This window comes from Micromonospora sp. NPDC048905 (assembly GCF_040649655.1).
Classification (GTDB): Bacteria; Actinomycetota; Actinomycetes; order Mycobacteriales; family Micromonosporaceae; genus Micromonospora.
The window spans coordinates 300,746-323,426 of record NZ_JBEZFV010000002.1 but is presented as its reverse complement, the minus strand read 5'-3'; the positions used below and the strand labels follow the sequence as shown (position 1 = coordinate 323,426).

The window sequence follows — 22,681 nt, the reverse complement described above, 5'->3', positions numbered from 1 at the left end:
GGCCAGTCGAGTGCCACTTGAAAGGCTTCGACGGACGCGTGTCGGCGCTATCCGCGGGTACGGCCGGTGGCCAGCAGCATGCTCAGATAACCGTCGCGCAGCGGCGGCTTGGGCCGCACCTCGTGGACGTCCAGGTCGTACGCGCCGGCCGCGATGCTGGCCACCACGTCGGCGCGCTGCAGCGCCACCGCCGGGAACATTCGCCGACCGACGCTGTAGCCGAGCGACCCGAGCATGACCGTCACGGCGAAGGGCGACCCGGGCCGCAGTGCGTCCAGAAACCGACCGATCGCGTACTCGGCCTCGGCCCGGTCGGCCGAGATGGAGCAGGCCACGAAGAACATCGTGCCGGCGCTCCAGGCGTGCCTCGGCAGGGTGAAGACGCTGGCCCGCACCACCCGGCCCACCTGCGCCAGGCGCCGGCGCGGGTCCGCCAGTGCGGCGTACGCCGGGTGCTCCGCGCACACCCGCCAGTACGGGTCCCAGAGCTCGTCGTAGCTGTCGACCTGGGTGCGCAGCCAGTCCACGTTCGCCGTCGACCACTCACACAGGTCGACGGCCTTCGCGAACGGCAGAAGCGACAGCGCCGGGTACAGATTCGCTCCCGACCCCACGTCGACGCACCGCGCGTCGGAGAGTTTCGCCTCGGCGAAGAAGTCTCGGATGCGGCAGAGGATCTCCCGATCGTCGGACCGCAGATCCGCGTAGTTGTGCCGGACATAAGCCTGCGGGTCGAAGCTGTCCCACTCGACGTCGGAATTGACCGGCCTCGGTGACTGAATTGGCGAGCGTGGTGTCGACTCACCGCAACCGCCCCCAGTCGCCGGGGTCAACGCCATAGACGGGCCTCCATCGGGTTGGCGGATCACCGTGGTCGCTGAAGCGGCGCTCACCGCACTGCCCATTATGTAGCAGAGGTGGTGTTGGCTCACAAGTGTAGGAACTTCACCATCGGCCGGGAATGACGACGACAGGACGGTGGCCGGATGGCGAGCAGCCGACCAGCACCCCATCCGGCGCACGTACCCAGACCTGTACGACCCGGTGTCCAATATCCGTCACGACGAACAGCGTCGCGGTCGCTACCACTGGGACGGCTATCCGCTGACGCACATCGACACCACTGCCGGGATAGCCGAGCTGTTTGGCGTGGCCCGATACTCAGGCCAGCTGAGTACCCGCCCTCAGGTGGCCGGCTCGACCGACCAATAGTGTTGCCGCGTGGTGACATTCCTGCGTCGGTGGACCCTGCGGGCCGCAAGCTTCGCCCTGACCTGGCTCTACACCCTCTACCGGATCCACCCGGCGGTGTGGCGGCTCACGGCACGTCAGTACCGGCCCTACATGGGCCGCTTCGCCCGGCTGCACGCCTGGATGACCTGCCAGTTCGCCGCGATCGACGTGCCCGCGTACGGCGATTTCCTTCGCCGCCACCACTGGCGGTTCCGCTGGTTCGATCTGTCGTCCTACCCGCCCACCGACAAGCGGTCGTACGTGCAGGCGTACCCGGAGGCGCAGCGTTGTCGGCACGGGGAGATCGAGATCGCCGGCAGCGTGGTCGACGAGTCGTCGGGCTCGTCCGGGCAGCCGTTCAACTGGATCCGCAGCCGCCGCGAGCTGCGCTCGGTGCACAAGAACCTGGCCGGCTACGCGACGATGGTGTTCCCGTCGAAGCGCCGGTTCGTCATCAACGCGTACTCGATGGGCGCCTGGGCCACCGGCACCAACACCGGCATCGCCATGTCGAAGATCGCCATGGTCAAGAACACGGGACCCGACCTGCGGAAGATCGCCGACACCCTGTCGCACTTCGGCCCCGGCTTCGACTACATCGTCACCGCCTACCCACCGTTTCTCAAGCACCTCCGCGACAAGCTCGACGCCGATGAGTTCCCCTGGGCCGACTACCGCATCAGCGGACTGGTCGGCGGTGAGGGGATGACCGAGGCACTGCGCGACTACCTGGAGGAGCGCTTCGTCAAGGTGCGCTCCGGCTACGGGGCCAGCGACCTCACCATCGGCATGGCCGGGGAGAGCGACTTCAGCGTCTGGGTGCGCCGACAGCTGCGTACCGACGCCGCACTGCGGACCGCCCTGCTCGGCGCCGGCGAGCACCGGCTGCCGATGGTCTTCCAGTACAACCCGCTGGAGACCTACCTGGAGACCACAGCGGACCACGAGGTGCTCTGCACGATCAACTCGACGGCGGTGCTCAATCCCCGGGTCCGCTACAACATCGGCGACGAGGGCCGGCTGATCTCGTACCCGGATGTCCTGGCCGCGATCACCGACCCCGCGGCGCGGGCCGCCGCGGACCGTGCCTGGCAGGTCGACCGGATGCGCCTACCACTGCTGTTCCTGTACGGCCGCAAGGACAGCACGATCTCGTACATGGGCGCCAACATCTACCCGCAGGACGTCGAGTACGGCCTCTACGCCGGCAATCCCCAGGCCCACCTGCTGCAGAGCTTCTGCCTCGCGGTGACCGAGCAGGCCGACCTGGAGAGCCGGCCGGTCGTCAACCTGCAACTCCGCGAGGGCCGGACGCTCGACCCGGTGCAGCGGCGAACCCTCACCGACACCTGCCGCGCGGGAGTGCTGCGCCACCTCGCCGAGGTCAGCCGGGACTTCGCCGAATCCCTCGCCGAGGACCCGTCCGCGGCGGACCTGCGGGTGGAGGTCCACGAGTACGGCACCGGCCCGTTCGCCGACGCCGCATCCACAATCAAGAACGTCTACCTGGTGAAGGGCGTGCCGGCATGAGGACGACCGACTTCTCCGCCGCGCCCGCGGTGGGCCAGGCGACAGCCATGTTCGTCGGCGCCACCCGTTACCGGGGGCCACGCTCGATCCTCACGCTCACCCGGACCTGGTTCCGGATGGTCCGGCAGATGAGACGAATGGACGGGTACCGGTGGCACACCGTCTACTACCAGTTCCCGTTCACACTCGGCACCATCGCCTTCTTCAGCGACCGTGACGCGCTCCTGACGTTCGCCCGCAGCCGCCATCACCGTGACCTCATGTGCTGGGTGACCGATCACGGCACGACGAACGCGACAGGCGGCTACATCCGCCTCTACAACGCCGAGCCCGAGGGCTACAGCAACGGCATCTGGCGCGCCGAGTCCGACGGCATGGCGCACATACCGACCTTCACCCCGCTCTCACGCGAGACGTCCGGCCCGCCGGTGCACCGCCCATGAGGCTGGAACCCGTGCAGTCGCGGGCCGACCTGCGGGCATTCGTCGACTTTCCGCTCCGACTCCACCCGGCCGACCGGTACGTACCCCTGGTGTCATCGGTCATCGCGGCCCACCGCGGCGCGGCCGAGCTGTTCGTGGTCCGCGACCGACGCGGCGAGGTCGTGGGCCGCACCAGCATGCACCGCAGTGCCCCCTTCGACGCCAAGGTCGGCCCGCGGCAGCTGTTCGGGCACACCGAGTTCGTCGACGACGACGCCGTCTTCGCCGCCATCATGGACGCGGTGGAGACCCGAGCCGGCGGTCGACCCCTGTTCGGGCCGGTGGCCCTGCTGCCCAACCAGACCGGCGGGGTGATCACCTCAGGCTTCGCCGACCGTGGCTTCGTGGACTCGGCGTGGAACCCCGCCTACTACCCGGACATGTACGAGCGGCACGGCTTCCACCGTCGCTTCGAGGCCGACACCTGGCTCGTCGACCTCGACGGTACGGCCACGGGTGCGGCGCTGGCCGTCGACGCCGACTACGGATTCACCTTCGACGACGCCCGGATGACCGCCGAACAGCTCGTCATCCGGCACGGCTCCCGGTGGCACCTGGGCGGCCAACTGCCGATCCTGCGCCGGATGCTCAACGCGAGCTTCGCGCAGTTGGGCTACTACACCGACATCTCCGCCGAGCAACTGGCGGAGCAGACCGACGGCCTGGCGTTCCTGCTCGACGAGGCGCTGCTGCTCTGGCTGGAGAAGGCCGGCCGACCCGTCGCGTTCGTCGTCACCGTGCCGGACATCTCCGAATACCTCATGCGCGTCGGCGGTCGGCTCGGCGTCCGCAATCAGCTCCGGCTCCTCGCCACCCGCGGCCGGTACCGGCGGGACGCGGTCCTCATCATCAAGGGCACCGTGCCCGACGAGCAGGGCAACGGGTACCTGACGCTGCTGTCCCGCGAGTTGCACCGCAACCTCGCCCGCAACGGCTACCGGACGCTGCGCAGCACCTTCGTCGAGCGGACGAACGTCGCCTCGGCCGCCCAGTACCGGCGCGCGGGTGGGCGGCCACTGCACGGGTACACCTTCTACGAGCGAGGAACCGTGTGAACTGGGTCGAGCAGCTGCGGGCCACCGAGGCGATCTGCCGCCGGGCACCGAGCGCACACAACACGCAGCCGTGGCGACCGGAGTACCACACCGACAAGATCACCATCGACGTCGATCCCGCCTGCCGCCTGCCCGACTCCGACCCGACCGGGCGGGACCTGACCCTCGGCATCGGCGCGTTCGTCGAGACCTGCCTCATCGTCTCCGCCGAACTCGGCCTCGCCGTCACCGTGGCGCCCGGTCCACGACTGGTCCCCGCGGCCCACCGGTACGCGACTCCGTTCACGATCGCCGACATCGAGGCCCGCCGGGTCGCCCGCGGCCCCTACACACCCGGGTACGTCGACGACGCCGTCCTCGCCGACCTCGAACCGGGGATCGCACACGTCCCGACCCGGGATCTCGTAGCGGACCTGGCCGTCGCCGACCGGTGGATGTTCGGCACACCTGCCGTCGCGGTCGAGCTGCGGGACTGGCTGCGCCTGAGCCCACGCCACCCTCGATACCACCTCGACGGACTCACCGACCGAGCGCTCAACCTGTCCCGGACCGAGGCGCGCGTCCTGTCCGCCGCGCTGCGCGCGTACCCGGTCACCCGCCGACTGGGCCTGCCGGCGCTGCTGGCCGCCAGCGGTCGCGGCCTGTTGCGCTACGACGGCAGCGTCCTGGTCCTCCTCGCCGCCGCCGACGACGACCGGATCAGCGCCGGCCGACGCCTGCTGCGGACGTGGCTGACTCTCGCCCGGCACGGGCTGGCGGTCCATCCGCTCAGCCAGCTCATCGACTGCCCCGCGACCGCCGGTCGGCTCGCCGAGCGGGTCGCCGGCCTTCCGCTCGCGGTCTTTCGGGTCGGCCGACCCCGCACCGCCCCGGTCCGGTCCGCCCGACGCGGCGAGCAACCGTCGACCCAGCCGCAGTAGCGCCAGTCGTGGGTAGCGGTCACGGTGACAGCAGTTCCCGCAACTGACCGCACGTACGGTGCGGGCGATGCGGTCGGGGTTGGCCGAGGCGCAGGCTGACCCCTGCGGTGCCGTCGGGTCACGCGGAGTTGCGCCACTTGCGGCCGTGCCGGCCGATGAGCCGGTCGGCGTCGGTCGGGCCCCAGGAGGCGGCCTCGTAGGTGGGGATCGGCGATTTGTCCTTCTCCCAGTTGTCGATGATCGGGTCGACGATCCGCCAGCACTGCTGCACCTCGTCGCTGCGGATGAACAGCGACGCGTCACCGATCAGCGCGTCCAGGAGCAGGCGCTCGTACGCCTCCGGGGACTCCTCGACGAACGTCTGGTCGTAGGAGAATTCCATCGTGGCGGTGCGGACCCGGAAGGAGTGGCCCGGCACTTTGGCACCGAAGCGCAGCGAGATGCCTTCGTTCGGCTGGATCCGCAGAATCAGCGCGTCAGCATCGAGGCCGGTGAGCTGGTCGGTCGGGATCGGCAGGTGCGGCGGCCGCTGGAACTGCAGTGCCACCTCGGTGAGCCGGGCCGGCAGGCGCTTGCCGGTGCGGACGTAGAACGGCACCCCGGCCCAGCGCCAGTTGTCCACGTTGAGCCGCATCGCGGCGTACGTCTCGGTCCGCGACAGGGGGTCGACGCCGGACTCCTCGCGGTAGCCGGCCATCAGCTCCTCACGGGTGCCGCCCCGGGTGTACTGGCCCCGGACCGCGGCCTCGGCGATGTCCCGGTCGGTGGGGAGCCGGATCGCCTGCAGCAGCTTGACCTTCTCGTTGCGCAGGCCCTCAGCCTCGAAGGAGGCCGGCGGCTCCATCAGTGCCAGTGCGAGAACCTGGAGCACGTGGTTCTGCACGATGTCCCGCATCGCGCCGGCGTCCTCGTAGAAGCCGCCGCGGCTGCCGACGCCGAGGGTCTCGGCGACGGTGATCTGCACGTGGTCGACCCAGGAGCGATCCCAGATGGGCTGGAAGATCGAGTTCGCGAAGCGCAGCGCCAGCACGTTCTGGACGGTGTCCTTGCCCAGGTAGTGATCGATACGAAAGACCTGGTGCTCGTCGAACGCGCTGTGCACGACGCCGTCGAGTTCGCGGGCCGTGACCAGGTCGCGCCCGTACGGCTTCTCGATGACCAGGCGGGAGAACGAGCCCTCGCGTGGCTGGTTGAGCCCGACACCGGCCAGTCCGTTGATCACCGGCTCGAAGGCCCCGGCCGGGGTGGACAGGTAGAAGAGCCGGTTGCCGGACGTGCCCCGCTGCGCGTCCAGCTCGTCGAGGGTCTCCACGAGCCGCTTGTAGGTCTCCGGGTCGTCGTAGCCGCCGGCCACGTACCGTACGCCGCCCTGGAGTTGGCGCTTGCTGGCCAGGGTGCGTTCGCCGAGGACGCTCTCGGCGAACTGTTCGTCGGTCAGCGACGTGCGCGCGACGCCGACCAGCGCGAACTGGTCCGGGAGCCGCTCGTGCCGAGCCAGGCTCTCGATTGCGGGCAGCAGCTTGCGCCGGGTCAGGTCACCGGAGGCACCGAAGATCACCAGCGTGGCCGGCGGGGCACTCCGCTCCTGGATGAGTTGAGCTGCGTGGTCCATTGTCTGCGTTCCTCCGGGCACAAGGGGTGTGGGTGGCGTTGTCGCGCTGTCCTGCCAGGAATTGTGCGGGCTTTGACGCTAGCGTCCGGGGCCACGCGGCGTGGCCCGTTGGTCACGGAGCTTGAGCGTCGCATGCCGGGCTGACGGGTGGGTGATCCGGTGCGGCCTCTCGCGTACGCGGTGGCGGTACGAATGATCGTGGCCAGGCGGGCTGCCGAGGTCAACGGTCAGTCGAACCAGTTGAACAGCAGGTCACCGAGTCGCACACCGATCCGGTAGTAGTTTCGGCCGACTGTTGGTTCCTCGACCGAGGTGGTGACCGCGCCACCGGCTCCTCTGATGCTCTCGTGCACCGAGGCCAGCCACGTGGCACGCGCCGCCGAGTCACGGCACGGCATGGTCACCCCGGCTCGTAGCAGATCGATGTGGGGCACGCGGGACATTATCCGGTCATCCGGTCCGCAGTCGTCAGCGCCCACCAGGCACTCAGGCCGGCAGCTTCCCGCACGGCGTCGGTGGGAGCCGAGGCGTCCGGGTTCTCAAAGTACGTGCGCGGGGTGTAGCCGAGGTAGGCGACGCCGGTACCTGGACCAGCCGGACGGTAGGTGAGCGTTGCGCTGTCGCTGTCGTGGATATCGACGAGCAACCACGGCGCATTTCCGGCGCACGAGACCCCGACCGTGGCAGCCGCCCACGATAAGTTCATCATCGTGACAGCCCTCAGCGCTCTGTGGTCCTTCGTCCTCGTCGTCGGCCTGCTCACCATGACTCCCGGGATGGACACCGCCCTCATCCTGCGCACCGCGGCCCTCGGAGAAACCCGCCGTGCCTGGGGAGTCGTTCTCGGCATCCAAACGGGAACCCTGGCCTGGGGTGCGCTCACCTCCGCCGGCGTCACCGCGCTGCTGACGGCTTCGCACCTGGCGTACGAGGTGCTGCGATGGGCTGGCGCCTGCTATCTGATCTGGATGGGGCTGAGCATGCTGTGGGCCAGCCGTCACCGTGGCCCCGACACATCGCACTTACCGATCGACGGACCCGCGACGGCCGGCAACGACTTCTTGCCGGGGTGGCGTCGCGGCGCACTGACCAACCTGCTGAACCCGAAGATGGGCGTGTTCTACGTCGCGCTCCTACCGCAGTTCATCCCCTCCGGCGCCTCCCCGTTCGCCTTCGGTGTGTTCCTGACCTGCGTGCACATCCTTCTGGGTACCGCCTGGTCGGCGGTGCTGGTCGTCCTGGCCCGTCGGCTGCGCACGGTGTTGCGACGTCCCACGGCTCGCCGGTTGTTGGACCGCGTCACCGGGACGGTGATCACCGGGTTCGGGATCCGGCTCGCCACCAGCAGCCACTGACCTCGCCGACCCCCTGCGGCTGCGACGACTACGCTGCGAACGTGATCAAGGGACTGCTGCTGGACTTCTACGGCACCGTGGTCGAAGACGACGACGCGATCATGCAGGCGATAGCTGACCAGGTAGCCGCTGGTGCCTCGACATCCGTCTCCGGAGGCGACGTCCTGGATGCCTGGGCGCGGCAGTACGAGGCGGTCGCCGCCGGCCCGCAGTTCCGGACGCTTCGAGACTGCGCGATGCGCAGCCTGGCCACGGTGTTGACTGAGGTGGGCTGCGCCGGTGACCCGGCCGAACTGTGCGCGGCGCAGTTCGCCTACTGGCAGTCGCCGCCGCTGCGTCCAGGCACCCGGGAGTTCCTCGCCCGGGCCACGGTGCCCATCTGCGTGGTGTCCGACGTCGACCGCGCCGACCTGGACGCGGCAACGGCGCACCACAGCCTGACCTTCGCCGCCGTGGTGACCAGTGAGGACGTCCGCGCCTACAAGCCGGACCGGGCCATGTTCGCCCGCGCGCTCGCCGCCCTGGACCTGGGTGCGGACGAGGTGCTGCACGTGGGTGACTCGCTCAGCGCCGACGTGCGCGGGGCGCACGCGGCCGGCATCCCGGCGGCGTGGATCAACCACCGGGGGCACGCCCTGCCGGACGACAGGACCGTCGAATACGAGCTGACGGACCTGACGGGCCTGATCGGAATCATCCACTAGTCACGTCCTCGGCCGTTGCGTCGACGACGACGTCGGTGGCGGCGGTGCGCGCAACGTAGGTAGCGGGCCGGCACAGTATGGGCAGCGGCTACCGATGTCACCACGGGCGGCGGAGACCAGGGTGGGCGTATGGCCTTTACGCCGTCGTTCGCCCTCACCCGGGCCGAGGACCAGCTCGTGTTGCAGGTGTCGGTCAGCAACCTGCAGCCGCAGCTTCGCCCCGGCCCACCGACCGGTTACGACCTGAAGCTGGTCGCCGGCGCCGCCCAGGGGCACCTGTGGGTGCGGTTCCCCCCGCAGCAACTCCTGGAGAACGCCGCCCGGGGCGCCAGCCCGCGGCTGGTGCAGACCAAGCCGATCTTCACACCACCCAGCGACGTGGTGCTCGTGGTGCGCCCGTCGGACGGCCCGATCGACCTGTCCGTCGCCGGTATCCTGGCCGCGATCTCCCGGCTGGAGATCGTCCCCGGTGAACAGGGCGGCGCGGTCGATCCGCTCGACGCTCGGCCACCCCGGCCGGCCACCTCGGCGTACCACCTGGTCGCGGACACGATGGCCAGGCACCTCGGCCGGCCCGGAGACCCGGCCGCGGCGGAGGACCGGCGCCAGGACCGCGCGGCCCGCCGGGCCGCCGTCGGCCCACCACGATCCAGCGGTACGTCCAGCGCCCGCGCAGTCGACGCCGCGGTGGTGGCCGCCCCGCCGCCGGGCTTTCCGCAGGCGTCGCAGTTCCGCCTGCCCTACCTGCTCAACCTTCAGTCTCCCGGTGGCCACGTCCGGCTGCGCCACGCCGCCGCGGCCCGGGTGAACGCCGGCCGCACCGCCCTGTGGAGCACCCGGCTGGAGGTCACCTCGGTGGACTTCTCGGCCAGCGCCGAAGTGCCACTGGCGGCGCGTTTTACCCACACCCCGCAGAGCGGTGCACCGCAGCCGGGGTGGGCCGACGACGTCAACGACGCGCGGCTCAAGAACACCCTCCGGGCCGACCTGTGCGTCGAGATCTCCGAGCAGTCGCGCACCGTCGCGCCGGCCACCGTGCGGCGGCTCGCACTGAGCAGCCTCGGCGGCTGGCTCAGCGTGCGGGGTGACTGGCCCGACCCGCCGCCGGGCTCCACGCCCGAGCAGATCGCCGCCACTGTCGCGCAGTGGCGCCACGACACGTCGATGGGCCGCGACCAGGCGCAACGGATCGTCGTGGTGGGCCAGCTCTACCCGTTCGGCCACCGGGCGATCTTCACCGAGGAGACGGTTCGGCGCTTCGAGAGCGGCAACACCCGGGTTGCCGCGCTGCGCACCGCGGCGACCATCCTGGTCACCGATCCGCAGATGCCGTTCGTGCCGCCCGCCACGGCGGTGACCAGCGTGGGAGGCGACGCTCACCGGCGCTGGCCATTCACCCGCGTCGACGTCGTCACCACGGTGACCCCGCCGCTGGAGGCCGTCCAGCCGCCCGGTGGGATGACCGGCTCACGGGTGCTGCAACTGGACGCCACCACACCGTTCGCCTATCAACTCATCGGCTACGACCACGAGGGCAGCCCGGTGCCGTTCGCGCTGCCGCTGCTCTTCGTGCCCAACACCGCCTCCGACGCGCAAGCACGCGCGTTGTGGAACACCCTCGGCGGCGGGGCGCAGGTGTCCGAGAACGTCTTCCGGACCATCCAGACCGGTGGGCAGCCGCTGGCGGTCGCCCCGATGCCGGAGCCCACACCAGCGGCGGCCCGGTCGGCGGCCGACCTGGAGGTGCCCACCCCGGAGCAGGCCACGACGGTGCTCACCCGCAAGGTCGACCTGGCGCTGGACGCCGTCACCGGACTGCCGGTCGCCCAACAGATCGTCGGGCGCATCGCCGCGCTGGACCGCTACGCGCCGGGGGCGAAGGAGGCGGTGTTGCAGTACGCCGCGCCGTACACCCAGGCGCTCTTCGACGGGGCGAACGCCCAGGGACAGGTCTTCCTGAAGCTGATCGGCGAATCGCCGGCGGTCGGCCTGGCGCAGGAGGCCACCGGTGGGCTTGCCGCCCTCACCCTTAGCACCTCGGCGATCTCCCGGCAGTTCGGGGCGCTGGCGGGTGGGGACCTGAGCAGCCTGGCAGCCGGGGCGGTGGACCTGTCGTTCCTCAAGGACGCCGACAAGCTGCTGGGCCTGGCCAGGATCAAGGACCTGCTGCCCACCGACGAGGGCATCGTCCGGGAGCTGGGCAAGGCCTACAAGATGGTCAGCGACCTGGTCGAGGGCGTCGCCTCGCAGGTGTTGACCTGGGACACCAAACTCTTCGGCGACAAGCCGCAGGCCCGCTTCCACCAGGGTTTCGTGGTGTTGCGGCCGCTGCGGGACAACCCCGGTGACGCCAACAGGGCCAACCTGAGGATCACCCAGACCACGGAGGTGGACATCGCCCGGCTGGAGACCCGGTCCACCAGCGAGTGCCTGGTCCAGCAGGTGGAGTTGCAGATCCACTCCACCACCACGCCGGCCTTCGACACCGTGCCGCTGCTCAGCGTGCCGATCAGGAGCATCCGGTTCACCAGCAGGGACGCCGGCAAGCCCGACGTCGACATCAAGCTGGGCGCGCTGCGCTACGGCCAGGTGCTCGCCTTCATCGCCACCCTGGCCGAGTTGGTCGACCAGGAGGGCTTCTCCGACCCGCCGGCGCTGACCGTGACCCCGACCGGGGTGCGGTCCGGCTTCAGCTTCCCGGTGCCGTCGCTGGCGATCGGCGTCTTCGCGCTGGAGAACATCGCCATCTCCGCCGGCGCGGAACTGAACTTCACCGGCGACCCGTACCCGCTCTCCTTCGATCTTGGCTTCTCCACCCCGGACAACCCGTTCCGGCTGACCATCGCCGCGCTCGGCGGGGGTGGGCACCTCGCCATCGGCGTGGCCACCACCGGTCTGATCAAGCTGGTCGGCGCCCTGGAGTTCGGCGCCTCGCTCTCGGTCGACCTGTTCGTGGCGCGGGGGTCGGTGGAGGCGATGGGCGGTGTGCTCTTCGACATCGACGCCAGCAAGGACATCGCCCGGATCGGCGGCTACTTCCGCATCCGCGGAGAGGTCGAGGTCCTGAGCATCATCAGCGTCTCGATCACCTTGACCCTCACCCTCGACTACGACCTCAACTCCAACGAGCTGTTCGGCTACGCCGAGATCGCCGTGGAGATCAAGGTGCTGTTCTTCAGTGAGTCGGTGGTGGTGCCGATGGAGCGCCGCTTCGCCGGCCCCAGCGCCGATCCGACCTTCGCCCAGCTGATGGCGCCGACCGGGCGGCCCGGACCGCGCCCGTGGGACACCTACTGCGCCGCGTTCGCACAGGAGTAGACGATGACGTACAGCGTGCTCTGGACCGTCCTGCCGGCCGGCTTCGCCGACGGCAAGGCGCAGCTCAGCCTGGTCGCCGCCCCGCGCGGCAAGGGCATCACCACGATCGACGGTACGCCGCTGGCGGACTGGCCGGCGGTGGTCAACGCCCTCGGGCCACTCTTCCTGGCCGACACCGGTGACGGTGAGCCGCAGCCGCTGACCCGGCGCGGCGACCCGGCGTCGTCGTCGCTGTGGACGGCGCTCTTCGGCCCGGCCACCAGGGTGCGCACGCAGGCTGGCGGCCGCCGTGCGTTGGGATCCGCCCGACCAGGGCCGGCCTTCGCCGCCACCGCCACGGCCCTGGAGCAGATGTACGCCAGCGTCAACGGCACCAACCCCACCGACTCGCTGAGCGCCGACCATGTCGTGCGCCGGGCGATCGCCGCACTGGCCACCGTGGACGGTGATCCCCGGGTGGCGCGGGCGATGGGCCTGGAGGCCGGCGCCGCCCTGCTCGCCCCCGCGGCGACGTCGAGCACGGCGCTGGCCACCGCCGTGCGGCGGCTGCGCCAGGAGGGCCACGACGATCTGGCGATGGCGCTGCCGATCGCCGCCTACGCCAGGTGGCTACGCCGCGCCGGCGGCACCCGCAGGGCACCCGGCCCGGACGGGCGGGCCGCCAGTGGGCCGCTGGCCGGGGTCAACTCGGTCACCCAGGCCGACTTCCACCAGGTCTGCACCCTGCTGATGGCGCACCCCGCACTCTCCGTACCGCTGGGTCTGCGCGTTGACCTCGAGATGGCGGCGTTCGACGGCGCGCGCACCGTCCGGGTGGTGGACGCGGCCGGTCAGCCGCTGAACGGCCCGGTGCCCCGCTCCCAGCCGTTCAGCGCGGTGGTCAGCGACCTGTCCGCGCGTCGGTTCACCATGGCCACCGAGCCGGACGCCCGCGCCGAGATCGTCGGCGGGGTGCTCAACGTGCGGAACCCGGCCACCACCTACGTGCTGACAAGTGTGGACGTGGCCAGCCTGAGCGGTCAGCTGGCGGCGGCGTCGACCGCGTCGGCGCGCTCCGGCGAGCCGCTGCCGGCCCGGCTGCCGGTGCGCCGCGACGTCGGTCTGACCCTTGGCCAGCAGGCCCGCGCCGAGGCGGTGGTCAGCCACGCCACCAGCCGCACCGACGCGATCGCCTCGGCTGGCGTGCAGGCCCCGGCGGTGCTGTTCGCCGACGACGTGACCACCGGCTACCGGGTGGACGTGGCCACCGACGGCGGGGCGTTCCGGTCGCTCATGCGCCGCCGGGTGCGCTACACGGTGGGTGCCCTGACCGTCGACGCCGACGACGAGGGCCGCACCGAAGCGGTGGTCGCCGCCCAGCAGGACGACGAGTTCGGCGCGGCCCGGCTCATCGTCGGCGAGGAGATCGCCGGGTGGGACGGCTGGGGCCTGTCGGTCGGCAAACCGGGGCCGAAGGTGGGCGGCGACGGCCGCAACAGCCCGGAGGTGGAGGAGATCGACAGCGTCCTCGCGCCCGGCTATCCGCTGCGCGCGGACATCACCACCGCGCCGGGCACGCTACCGCGGCTGCGCTACGGACGCAGTTACCAGCTCCGCGCCCGGGCGGTGGACATCGCCGGCACCGCGATCGACCCGGACGTCTGCGACCCCACCCAGGTGCTGCCCGCGGTGCGCTACCTCCGCCACGAGGCGGCCGGCTCACCCACTCTGGTGCCGACCAGGCGCTTCACCGAGGGCGAGTCGCTGCTGCGGCTGGTGGTGCGCAGCGACGGCCAGGGCACCCTGCTGGGCACCTGCGAGCGGCACGTCGCCGCACCGGACGGCCCGCAGATGCTGGCCGAGCGGCACGGCATGTTCGACGCGGCCTTCGGACCGCAGGCCGCCCCGGCGGTCCGCGAGCGGATGTTCGCCATCGCCCGCCGGGAGGAGGGCTCGTTCCTCGACCCGATGGTGCCCGGCCCGAGCGGTGCGATGGTGCCCCAACCGGGCCTGCAGCTGGTCACCAGCGACCCGACCAGGCAGGTCAAGGGCACTCTGCCGGTGCCGCGCGGTCGGGCGCTGCCCAACGGCGCCTACGTGGTGATCGACGCGCCGGCCGCCCTGCTGCCCTACCTGCCGGACCCGTCCGTCGCGGGCGTGGCCATCGGCGGCGTGCCGGGTGCGTCGCCCGTGGTGAGCACGGGGTACGGGGGCAGCTGGCCGGATCTGCCGCCGGCGAAGCTGGTGGTCCGTCCGATGGCGGCCGGCGCCAGCGCGGTGCAGGTCTCGGTGAAGCAGTCCGGTGGCCGATCGGTGCTGACCGTCGAGGTCCCGCCGGGCGTGGAGCAGACCTTCGAGCTGTCCAGCACGCTGCACCCCGACCGGCTGGATCACCTCGCTGTCGGTGCCGCCGACCCGCAGGACGTCCTGGACGGTCAGGTTCTGGGTCTGTCCTCCCGGCAACCGGTCACCGTGGTGCACGCGGTGCAGAAACCACTGGTGGCGCCGGCTCTGGTCGGACCGCCCACGGTCACCGCGACCGGCGTGACCGGGCAGGTCACCGTCACCGCGCAGCTGCAGGCGCACCGACCGACCACCGGCCGGGTGCACCTGGTGGCGTCCTGGCTCGAAGCGGTGGACGCCGGCACCGGCAGCGTCGAGCCGCAGCCGCGTACCGCCACGCTCGCCCCTGTCGACCTGGAGCTCGCCGGTGGACCGGCGGCGCTGACCGCGTCGCAGTTCTTCGGCGACACCCGGCACCGGGCGGTCACCTACCGACCGGTCGGTTCCACCCGGTTCCGGGAGTACTTCCCGGCGGTGCCGGACGGTGATCAGAGCCAACTGCGCGAGGGCACCGAGATGTTGGTGCACGTGCCCAACCGGGCCGTGCCACCACCACCGGACGTGCACTCGGTGGTGCCGTCGTTCCGCTTCACCAGGGGCATGGAGTTCGGCGAGTGGACCAGTACCCGGGAGACGATGGGCGTGCGGGTGTGGCTCAACCGCCGCTGGAACCGCACCGGTGAGGGCGAGATGCTCGGCGTGGTGCTCTTCGCCGGCGTGGCCGACGGGGACGTCGAGGAGGGTCGGGCACTGTCCGGCCTGGTCACCCGCTGGGGCAGCGACCCGATCGAGGAGATCGGCCTCGGCGACCAGCAGCACTTCGTCGCCGGCGACTTCGACTCACCGGGTCAGGTCACGAGCACCGTCACCCTGCTGGACCCGGCCGCGGGCGGCCGGCAGGTCACCGTGATCGGGCACCCGGTGCACTTCGACGCCGAGCGTGACCTGTGGTTCGCCGACATCGACGTGGACGTCGACCTCGCGGTGTGGCCGTTCCTGCGGCTGGGACTGGTGCGTTTCCAGCCGCACTCACTGCCCGGCCGCGCGGTGTCCCGGGTGGTCACCACCGACCTGGTCCAGCTGCCCCCGCACCGACAGATCAAGGTGAAGAAGTTCGGGACCACCGGGGTGCGGGTCAACGTCTTCGGCAAGCCCGCAGCCGCCAGCGAGTTCACGATGCGCCACGAGCGCCGGATGCCCGACCCCTTCCTGGCCAGCTCCGACATCGGCTCCGACGTCGGCGTCCGGGCGCAGGAGGGCACCACCGGCACGCCCGGTGACGGCTGGCGGGTCACCGCCCTGCCCGCCCCGGCCGGGGGCATCGCCGCGATGCGCCTGGAGTGGGTGGCCGCCGGGGCACCACCGGATCAGCTCATGCGCGAGCTGCGCGGCGGCCGGGTCGTGGTGCAGGAGCGCCAGCGCGGCTGGGCGGTCACCGGTCCGGGCGAAGCCCTCCGGACGGTCTACACCGAGATCTTCGACCGCGCGGTGATCGACCCCAACCCGCCAGCCACCACCGCCGCGACCGAGGAGAGCTGAACACAGTGGACGTCTTCCGACTGCACATCCGTGACGAGGTTCGCATCGATCAGGCGCTCGTCGACGGTCTGCCGCAGTCGACCATCATCGGTGGTCGGCCACTGATCTTCATCGGCCGCCGGGTGGTGCTGCTCGGCGCGGTGATCCGCGGCTCTCGCGATGTCGTCATCGTCGGTGACGAGGTGGTCGGCGGCGGCCCGGCCGGTACGCCATCGCTGGCGATGGAGGTGCCCGGCACCCCGGAGCAGGGTGAGGAGGGTATGTCCGGCCGCCAGCTGGTGATCTACGCCCGCAGGCTGACGGGCGTCTCCGCCACCAGCACCGGGCAGCGGGGCGGCAAGGGTGTGACCGGCGACCCCGGTCCACCGGTCAACGACCCGAACGTCTCGCGGACCACGGCGCTCCCGCCACCGCCCCCGCCGCCGATCGGCGGGCATCCCGGTCAGCGGGGTCACCCGGGCGGCCCCGGTGGGGCCGGAGGCCCGGTGCACGTCTACTTCGTCGAGGCCTCCGGCACCAACACCTTCACCGGCGTCGGCGGCCCGGGTGGCACGGGCGGTGATGGTGGACCAGGTGGGCCAGGCATTCCGAACGAACCGGACAACCAGGGCCCGCAGGGGCCGCCGGGGGAGCCGGGGGTGCCGGGCGCCGCCCGCGCCGCCGAGGTGCTGGTCCGCACCCGGCAGCAGTACGACGAGGAGCTACGCCCACAGCTCTCCGGGCGCGGTGGCGACCGCTGGGCCGAACAGCGCGGCAAGCAGGCGTGGTACGAGTTCCGCTCCGGCAACCTGGTGGAGGCCGAACGGGAGTACGCAGCCGCCGAGTGGCTTCGCCCGGGCGCCATGACAGCACAGTTGCGCGCCCTGATGGCCGATCACCGCACCGAGATCGGTGTGGAGCGCGACCTGGAGCTGGACCTGGTGCCGGCTGTCGACTTCTACGCCGGGCAGTGGCGCACGGCGGCGGACACCCTCCGGGCCGCGCTGTTCGCGCCCGACGACGGCCCGCTGCTGCTCGCCGGCGACCACCAACGGCTGCTGCGGGCCCGGGAGGCGGTCCGCACCCAGTTGACCGCGCTGCTGGGCGACCAGGGGCCGCTGGAGGAGACCATCGGGGAGAGCGCCCGGCGTCGACGGGCAGCCGCCGAGCAGGCCCAGCAGGCCTCCGGGCAGTTGATCGGCCAGAGTGTGCTGCGCATCCAGGAACGCCTCGGCGACCTGACCACCGCCGAGGCGCTGATCTCGTACGGCTCCGGCGCTGTCCCTGGGTCCGACCTGGTCACGACGATCGCCCAGGTGCTCGGCGCACCCGACCCCACCCAGCCGCAGGGCGCCGCGGGACTGTTGTTGCCGGCGGACACCGACCTGCTGGTCGACGCCGGCACCGCGGCCGGCGGCCCCTACCTCGCCGGGCGGCCCACCACCACCCAGCTGGCCGCGGCCGGTGTCGGCCTGGCCGCGCACGGTCAGTGGGCCCAGCTCGGCACCCCCGGCTCCGGGCGGGTCGTGCACCTGCGCCGGGTCGCCGCCGACCTGCGCGCCGCCCAGGGCGACGGACCCCTGCGGGACCTGCTGATCGAGCTGACCGAGGCCTGCCACAGCTGGCGGTTGGCAACGCTGCGGCTGCGGCAGATCGCCGGCACGACGGCGGCCATCGCCGACCTCAAACGGCGCGCCCGGGAGGCGATCGGCGACCTGGACTCGGTGGACACCGACGACCGGCCGGCCAAGTCACCGGTGTCCCGACTGCTGCGCGGCCTGCTCTGCCTCTTCGACGCCCTGGACCACTGGAGCCAGCGGGCCCAGCGGGCGTTGAAGCTCTACATCCTGGACCGGGGCAACCCCGGCGGCATCTCGGGACAGACCGCGGCGCTGGCCTACCCGGACCTGGATCTGGACCTGGACGAGAAGATGCCGCCCGACTTCCCGGTGGGCACCTACGACCTGATGATGAACGCCATCTTCACCCGGGATCCGGTGGCTGAGCGCGACCGGCACCGGGCCAAGGGGCGATCACTGGCAGTCCAGGACGGCACCCAGGTGATCCACAACGCGTTCACCGTCGACGCGCACACCGCGGCGATCAACCGGTTCGTCAACGCCAAGTCGCTCTGGTTCGACCTGCCGCTGGCCAAGCTGCCACCCGGGCTGGCCGAGTTGAAGGTGGTCGGCGTCACCGTCAACCTGCGGGGGATGGCCGGCAACGACAACAGCCTGCCGATGACGATCACCCATGCCGGCTTCTCCCAACAGCGCGACCTCGATCTCGGCGTGCACGACCTGACCGGTCCACCGGCCAGCCAGGAGCTGGTGCTGCGCTTCGATCCGGCCACCCAGGTGTGGACCGGCGACACGGCCGCCGTCGCCGGTCAGGAACACCTGTTCAGCCTGTACGGGCGTGGCCTCACCGGCGGCTGGACGCTGGCCTACGACTCGGTGACCGTCCCGTTCACCGGCCTGCAGCAGGTCGACGTCAACATCCAGTACGAGGCGATGGAGTCCCTCGACTCGGTGTCGCTCAAGCGGGTGGAGCACGCCCGCACCGGGCTCTTCGTCGGGGCACGGGCCACCGGCCGGGTGTTGCTCACCGGCCCGGCACCGGACGGCGGCAAGCGGGTCACGCTGCACACCAGTCGGCCCGACCTGGTCAAGGTCCCCAGTGGAGTCGACGTCGTCGCGGGTGCCTCCACGGCCGAGTTCGCGATAGACGTGCTGGCGCCCACCGGTCCGCTGCCGATCGACATCTCGGCCAGCATGGCCGGCGTCCGGCGGGAGGCGATCGTGCACGTACCGCCGCCGGTGCCGGCGGCGCCGCTGGTGACGACGGTGTCCCTGGGTGGCCCGGGCGCCGTCGCGGCGGTGGCGGTGTCCCGCGACGGTGCCGGCGGACGGGTCTTCGCCACCCATTCACCGCACGAGCGGCCTGACGAGGACGGCACCCTGAGCAGCTGGGACCTGGCACTGACCCAGTCGCGGACGGCCGCCGTGGGTCACGGGCCGCGCGCGCTCACCGTGCAGCCGCAGGGCAACCACGGATTCGTGGTCAACGGTGGCCACCACGACTTCGCCGTGCAGCGCTTCGAGGTGAACGCGGGCACGCCACAGCCGGGGATCAGCAGGCCGATCGGGCTGGGCGTGGTCGACGTGGCGCTCGACGCGGCCGCCCAGCGGCTCTACGTGGTGCACCAGGGCGGTGCGCCGCCGGTGGGGGTCGACATGCACGTGCGGGTGCTCGCCCCGACCGACCTCAGCGAACTCGACGTGGTGGGTGACGAGGACGGCTTCGCCGGGATCATTGCCGCCGCGGTGGACAGCACCGCGGGACGCGTCTACGTCGCCCGGACCTACCGTGCCGGCGTACCGCAGACGGCGGCCATCTCGGTGATCACCCGGCGCGCCGACGGCCGGCACGCGATCACCGGCACGATCGACCTGCAGGATGTGCTGCTGCAGCCGGTCGACGTGGCGGTCGACGTACCGGCCGGGTTGGTCTTCGTGTCCTGTCTCGGCGGCAGCACCACCCACCCCGCGGTCGTGGTGCTCGACCAGGGCGACTTTCCCACCGACGGCGGCACCCGGCCGGTGCCGGCCGGCGCGGTGCTGCCGGTGCCCGGCGGTGGGCGGGCGGTGGCCACCCGACCGGGGACCGGCATCGGCTACGTCGCGACCTCTGCGGGTCTGCTGATGGTGGACGGCCGCTCCCGGGCCCTGCGGGTGGCGGTCAAGCTGGGCGCCGCGCCGTGCTCGGTGGCGGTCGACCCGGTCACCGGCGTGGCCTACGTCGGTGACTTCGTCGCCGGCACCCTGAGCCGGGTGCTCACGCCGGCCGATGTGGCGCCTCGGGCGTGGCGCTAGCCGGGCCGATGCCCCGTGCGCGGGCGGCCGCCGCGGCCTCCTGCCGGGTGCGCACCCCCAGCTTGTCGAAGATCGCTGCGACGTGGTGGTCCACGGTGCGCACGGACAGCACCAGGTCGGCGGCGATCTCGGCGTTGGTCCGACCGGCGCTGAGTTGGCTGAGCACCAGCAGTTGCCGCTCGGTGAGGTGGGCCGGGTTGGCCCGGGTGCCGCGGCGTGCGCCACGCGGGACCCGGGCACCTCGATCACGCAGCCGGCCCCGGACCAGGTCGGCCGCCGCCACCGCGCCGAGCCCGTCGAGCGTCTGCAGGGCCCCGGCCACCGTGTCGGCGTCCGGGGACTCGGCCAGCTCCAGAGCCTGCTCGTACGGGTCGCCGTGGGTCGCCCATTGCGCCGCCGCGGTGGCCCAGTCACCACGGACACCTGCCGCGTACGCCTGGGTCACCACCAGCTCGGACGCCTGCGTGCCGACCAGATCCGACGCCTGCCTGCCCGCCGCATCCGACGCCTGCGTGCCCGCCGCAGCGGTCACCGGGCTGCTGGCCGGGTCGACACTGACGCCCAGGCGGACCAGGTACCGCACCGCCTCGGCGCGGAACGGCGCGGCACCCGGGTGCGCGAGGCGGGGCAGCAACTCGGCCGCGACCTCCTCCGCGCGCTGACGGTCGTTGGTGAGCCAGGCCCACTCCAGGTAGGCGAGGCCGGCGTACGCCATGCCCAGCAACAGCCGGCCGCGCCGGGCCCGATCCCAGGCCTGGGCCAGCAGCGGCGCGGCGGCCGGGTCACCTCGGCGGGCGCGTAGCCGGGCGTACCAGGGGACGCTGTAGACGTACAGCATGTCCGGGTGGTCCTGGCGTTGCGCCAGCGCGCGCAGCCCCGGCTCGGCGCGGTCCCAGCCGCCGCGGCGCAGCTCGACCAGCAGGTCGTGTACCCGCATGTTGTACGCGTGCGACCAGAAGCCGTGCTCCTCGGCGAAGGCCAGTCCGGCGCGCACGCACCCGGCCGCCTCGCCCAGGGCGCCCATCCGGAAGAGCATCTCGCCGAGGTTGGTGTAGCCGCGCGCGACATACTCCAGCAAGCCGTCCGCGCGGGCCGTGTCCACGCTCTGGCGCAGCATGGCCAGCCCACCAGCGTCTCCCACCTCGATCCGGGCGATGCCGAGATAGTTGAGGCACAGTGTGTCCAGGTCGGTGCGGCCGGCCCGGCCGGCCCGCTTGCGGGCCGACTCCAGAGCGGTGACCGCCCGCGCGAAGTCGTCGGTCAACGCCAGGATCGCGCCCTGGTAAAGGAGTGCGTGGGCCGCCGCCGCATCGTCGGCACCGTTTTCGAGGATCCGCACGGCCTCGCCCGCGGTCCGCTCAGCGGCGTCTGTCTCGCCGGCCATGAACTGGTGCCGGGAGACGCGGATCAGGCAGCGCCCCCGGGCCGGCTCGTCGCCGAGCGCGGCGTACTCCCGGGCGGCCTGCTCGCCGGCCCGTACCGCCTCGTGGAACCGGTGGGCGTTGTAGAGCTCCCAGCCGTAGTCGTCCAACAGCGCGGCGCTTTCCGCGCCGCCGAGCTGGTCGCGGTAGGGCAGCACCGACTCGAGGAGCACCAGTGCCTGTCGGTGCGAGCCCGCTGCCGCTGCGGCTCGGGCCGCGCTCGGGCCGACCGCGACCACTGTCGCCGGATCGTCCCCGGCGACCGCGTGGTGCACCAGGCGCCCCCGGTCCGGCGACGACTCGGCCCGCAGCGCCGCCAGCACCCGGCGGTGCAGCAGCCGCCGACGCAGCTCGGGCAGGTCGGCCTCGATCGCCCGTCGGGCCAGCTCGTGTCGGAAGGCCAGGCCGTCCGGCCGAACCTCGATCACCCCGTTCTGCTCCGCCTCGGCCAGTGCGGCCAGCGCCTGCGGCCCGAGCAGGATGGCGGCCAGGTCCATCCCGACCGCCCGCGGGACCACGCAGAGTTGCGCCAGCGCCTCCTGGCAGGCGGGTGCGAGGCGGCGGCACCGGGCGCGGACCGCGTCGCGCACCGCCCCCGAGGTGGCCGAGCCGTCGGACGCCAGCGACTCACTGACGAAGAATGGGTTGCCGCCGGTCAGGGCGTGCAGCGCGGCGCCGTCGTGGCCGGTGCCGGCGGCCATCCGCGCCACCGCGGCCGCGGACAGCGCGGCCAGCGGGACGCGGACCACCGGCGCCGCGGTCAACGAGCCCAGCAGTCGGTGGACGGGGTGCGCGTCGTCCACGTCGTCGCGCATGGTCAGCAGCAGGACGGCCGGCAGCGACCCGATCCGCCGGGCGGTGTAGATCAACACGTCGATGGTCGCCTCATCCGCCCAGTGGATGTCCTCCACCACGAGGAGCGTCGCGGGGGCGCCGCGCAGCTCGGCCAGCATCGCGGGCAGCACCGCCACCAACGGGTGCGCCCCGGCCGGCGCGCTCGGCGCGGTCGGCAGGTGCGGCGCGGCCAGGGCGGCCGCCAGCGGACCCCCGTGATTCGCCACCGCCTCGCGCAACGGCGCCAGAGGAGCAGGGGCGATCAGATCGTCGCAGCCGCCGGAGAGCGCCCGCACCGCCGGATCGACCTCGGCGAGCAGGTGGCGCACCACGCTGGTCTTGCCGATCCCCGCCTCACCGGTGAGCAGGGCCACCGAGCCGGCGCCGCCCAGCGCGGCGTCGACGGCGGCCCGCAACGTGGTCAGCGCGGACCGGCGCTCGAGGAGCTGGGCAGGCATTCTCCGATGGTGCCACCCGCAACGGGGGGTGAGTCCGGTTGAGA

Annotated in this window: 13 protein-coding genes; 9 read left to right on the top strand and 4 right to left on the bottom strand. The window is 72.0% G+C overall.

The genetic code is table 11. The features are described from left to right. Positions 1 to 47 precede the first annotated feature (47 nt). Complete coding sequence (locus tag AB0C01_RS06310) at positions 48 to 839, bottom strand: SCO2525 family SAM-dependent methyltransferase (RefSeq protein WP_357240239.1); 792 nt, start codon at positions 837 to 839, stop codon at positions 48 to 50. 382 nt (positions 840 to 1,221) lie between these two features. On the opposite strand from AB0C01_RS06310, the gene AB0C01_RS06305 reads away from it, so the two are divergent. Genes AB0C01_RS06305 through AB0C01_RS06290 form a run of 4 tightly spaced genes read left to right on the top strand, consistent with a single transcriptional unit; the run spans position 1,222 to position 5,220 of the window. Then, on the top strand, positions 1,222 to 2,763 hold the full coding sequence (locus AB0C01_RS06305; protein ID WP_357570425.1) for a phenylacetate--CoA ligase family protein: 1,542 nt from the start codon (positions 1,222 to 1,224) through the stop codon (positions 2,761 to 2,763). Further along, on the top strand, positions 2,760 to 3,206 hold the full coding sequence (locus AB0C01_RS06300) for a DUF4188 domain-containing protein (RefSeq protein WP_357570424.1): 447 nt from the start codon (positions 2,760 to 2,762) through the stop codon (positions 3,204 to 3,206). The genes AB0C01_RS06305 and AB0C01_RS06300 overlap by 4 nt, the downstream gene beginning before the upstream one ends. Continuing rightward, on the top strand, positions 3,203 to 4,300 hold the full coding sequence (locus tag AB0C01_RS06295) for a hypothetical protein (protein ID WP_357570423.1): 1,098 nt from the start codon (positions 3,203 to 3,205) through the stop codon (positions 4,298 to 4,300). Before AB0C01_RS06300 ends, AB0C01_RS06295 begins: the two co-directional genes overlap by 4 nt. After that, the gene (locus tag AB0C01_RS06290) at positions 4,297 to 5,220 is read left to right on the top strand and encodes a hypothetical protein (protein ID WP_357240228.1); all 924 of its coding nucleotides are present in this window, start codon (positions 4,297 to 4,299) and stop codon (positions 5,218 to 5,220) included. Before AB0C01_RS06295 ends, AB0C01_RS06290 begins: the two co-directional genes overlap by 4 nt. A 118-nt stretch (positions 5,221 to 5,338) precedes the next feature. Here AB0C01_RS06290 and zwf read toward each other — a convergent pair whose 3' ends face one another. Together zwf and AB0C01_RS06280 are read right to left on the bottom strand one after the other, a co-directional pair. After that, complete coding sequence (zwf, locus tag AB0C01_RS06285) at positions 5,339 to 6,832, bottom strand: glucose-6-phosphate dehydrogenase (protein ID WP_357570422.1); 1,494 nt, start codon at positions 6,830 to 6,832, stop codon at positions 5,339 to 5,341. Between the two features lie 227 nt (positions 6,833 to 7,059). Continuing rightward, entirely contained in the window at positions 7,060 to 7,266 is a 207-nt protein-coding gene (locus tag AB0C01_RS06280) for a hypothetical protein (RefSeq protein WP_357570421.1), read from the bottom strand. Between the two features lie 276 nt (positions 7,267 to 7,542). On the opposite strand from AB0C01_RS06280, the gene AB0C01_RS06275 reads away from it, so the two are divergent. The 5 genes from AB0C01_RS06275 to AB0C01_RS06255 all read left to right on the top strand — a co-directional run bounded on the left by AB0C01_RS06275 (position 7,543) and on the right by AB0C01_RS06255 (position 19,924). After that, a complete protein-coding gene (locus tag AB0C01_RS06275; RefSeq protein ID WP_357240216.1) occupies positions 7,543 to 8,187 on the top strand; it encodes a LysE family translocator in 645 nt (214 codons plus the stop codon). A 41-nt stretch (positions 8,188 to 8,228) separates the two neighbouring features. Next, positions 8,229 to 8,891: an HAD family hydrolase gene (locus AB0C01_RS06270; protein ID WP_357570420.1), complete on the top strand. Its 663-nt coding sequence runs from the start codon at positions 8,229 to 8,231 to the stop codon at positions 8,889 to 8,891. A gap of 129 nt (positions 8,892 to 9,020) precedes the next feature. Further along, positions 9,021 to 12,209 carry a hypothetical protein gene (locus tag AB0C01_RS06265; protein ID WP_357570419.1) on the top strand — a complete coding sequence of 1,063 codons (3,189 nt, stop codon included), beginning with the start codon at positions 9,021 to 9,023 and terminating at the stop codon, positions 12,207 to 12,209. 3 nt (positions 12,210 to 12,212) lie between these two features. Further along, the gene (locus AB0C01_RS06260; RefSeq protein ID WP_357570418.1) at positions 12,213 to 16,070 is read left to right on the top strand and encodes a hypothetical protein; all 3,858 of its coding nucleotides are present in this window, start codon (positions 12,213 to 12,215) and stop codon (positions 16,068 to 16,070) included. Positions 16,071 to 16,075: 5 nt separating this feature from the next. Next, complete coding sequence (locus tag AB0C01_RS06255; protein WP_357570417.1) at positions 16,076 to 19,924, top strand: hypothetical protein; 3,849 nt, start codon at positions 16,076 to 16,078, stop codon at positions 19,922 to 19,924. Here the strand turns inward: AB0C01_RS06255 and AB0C01_RS06250 are convergent. Continuing rightward, entirely contained in the window at positions 19,887 to 22,637 is a 2,751-nt protein-coding gene (locus AB0C01_RS06250; protein ID WP_357570416.1) for an AAA family ATPase, read from the bottom strand. The two genes, AB0C01_RS06255 and AB0C01_RS06250, sit on opposite strands and share 38 nt — an antisense overlap. Between the last annotated feature and the right edge of the window lie 44 nt (positions 22,638 to 22,681).

What these genes read in the sequence shown, in the direction of transcription:
- AB0C01_RS06310 (WP_357240239.1), bottom strand. Translation starts at nt 839, where the DNA reads ATGGCGTTGACCCCGGCGACTGGGGGCGGTTGCGGTGAGTCGACACCA.
- AB0C01_RS06300 (WP_357570424.1), top strand. Translation starts at nt 2,760, where the DNA reads ATGAGGACGACCGACTTCTCCGCCGCGCCCGCGGTGGGCCAGGCGACA.
- AB0C01_RS06295 (WP_357570423.1), top strand. Translation starts at nt 3,203, where the DNA reads ATGAGGCTGGAACCCGTGCAGTCGCGGGCCGACCTGCGGGCATTCGTC.
- zwf (WP_357570422.1), bottom strand. Translation starts at nt 6,832, where the DNA reads ATGGACCACGCAGCTCAACTCATCCAGGAGCGGAGTGCCCCGCCGGCC.
- AB0C01_RS06265 (WP_357570419.1), top strand. Translation starts at nt 9,021, where the DNA reads ATGGCCTTTACGCCGTCGTTCGCCCTCACCCGGGCCGAGGACCAGCTC.
- AB0C01_RS06260 (WP_357570418.1), top strand. Translation starts at nt 12,213, where the DNA reads ATGACGTACAGCGTGCTCTGGACCGTCCTGCCGGCCGGCTTCGCCGAC.
- AB0C01_RS06250 (WP_357570416.1), bottom strand. Translation starts at nt 22,637, where the DNA reads ATGCCTGCCCAGCTCCTCGAGCGCCGGTCCGCGCTGACCACGTTGCGG.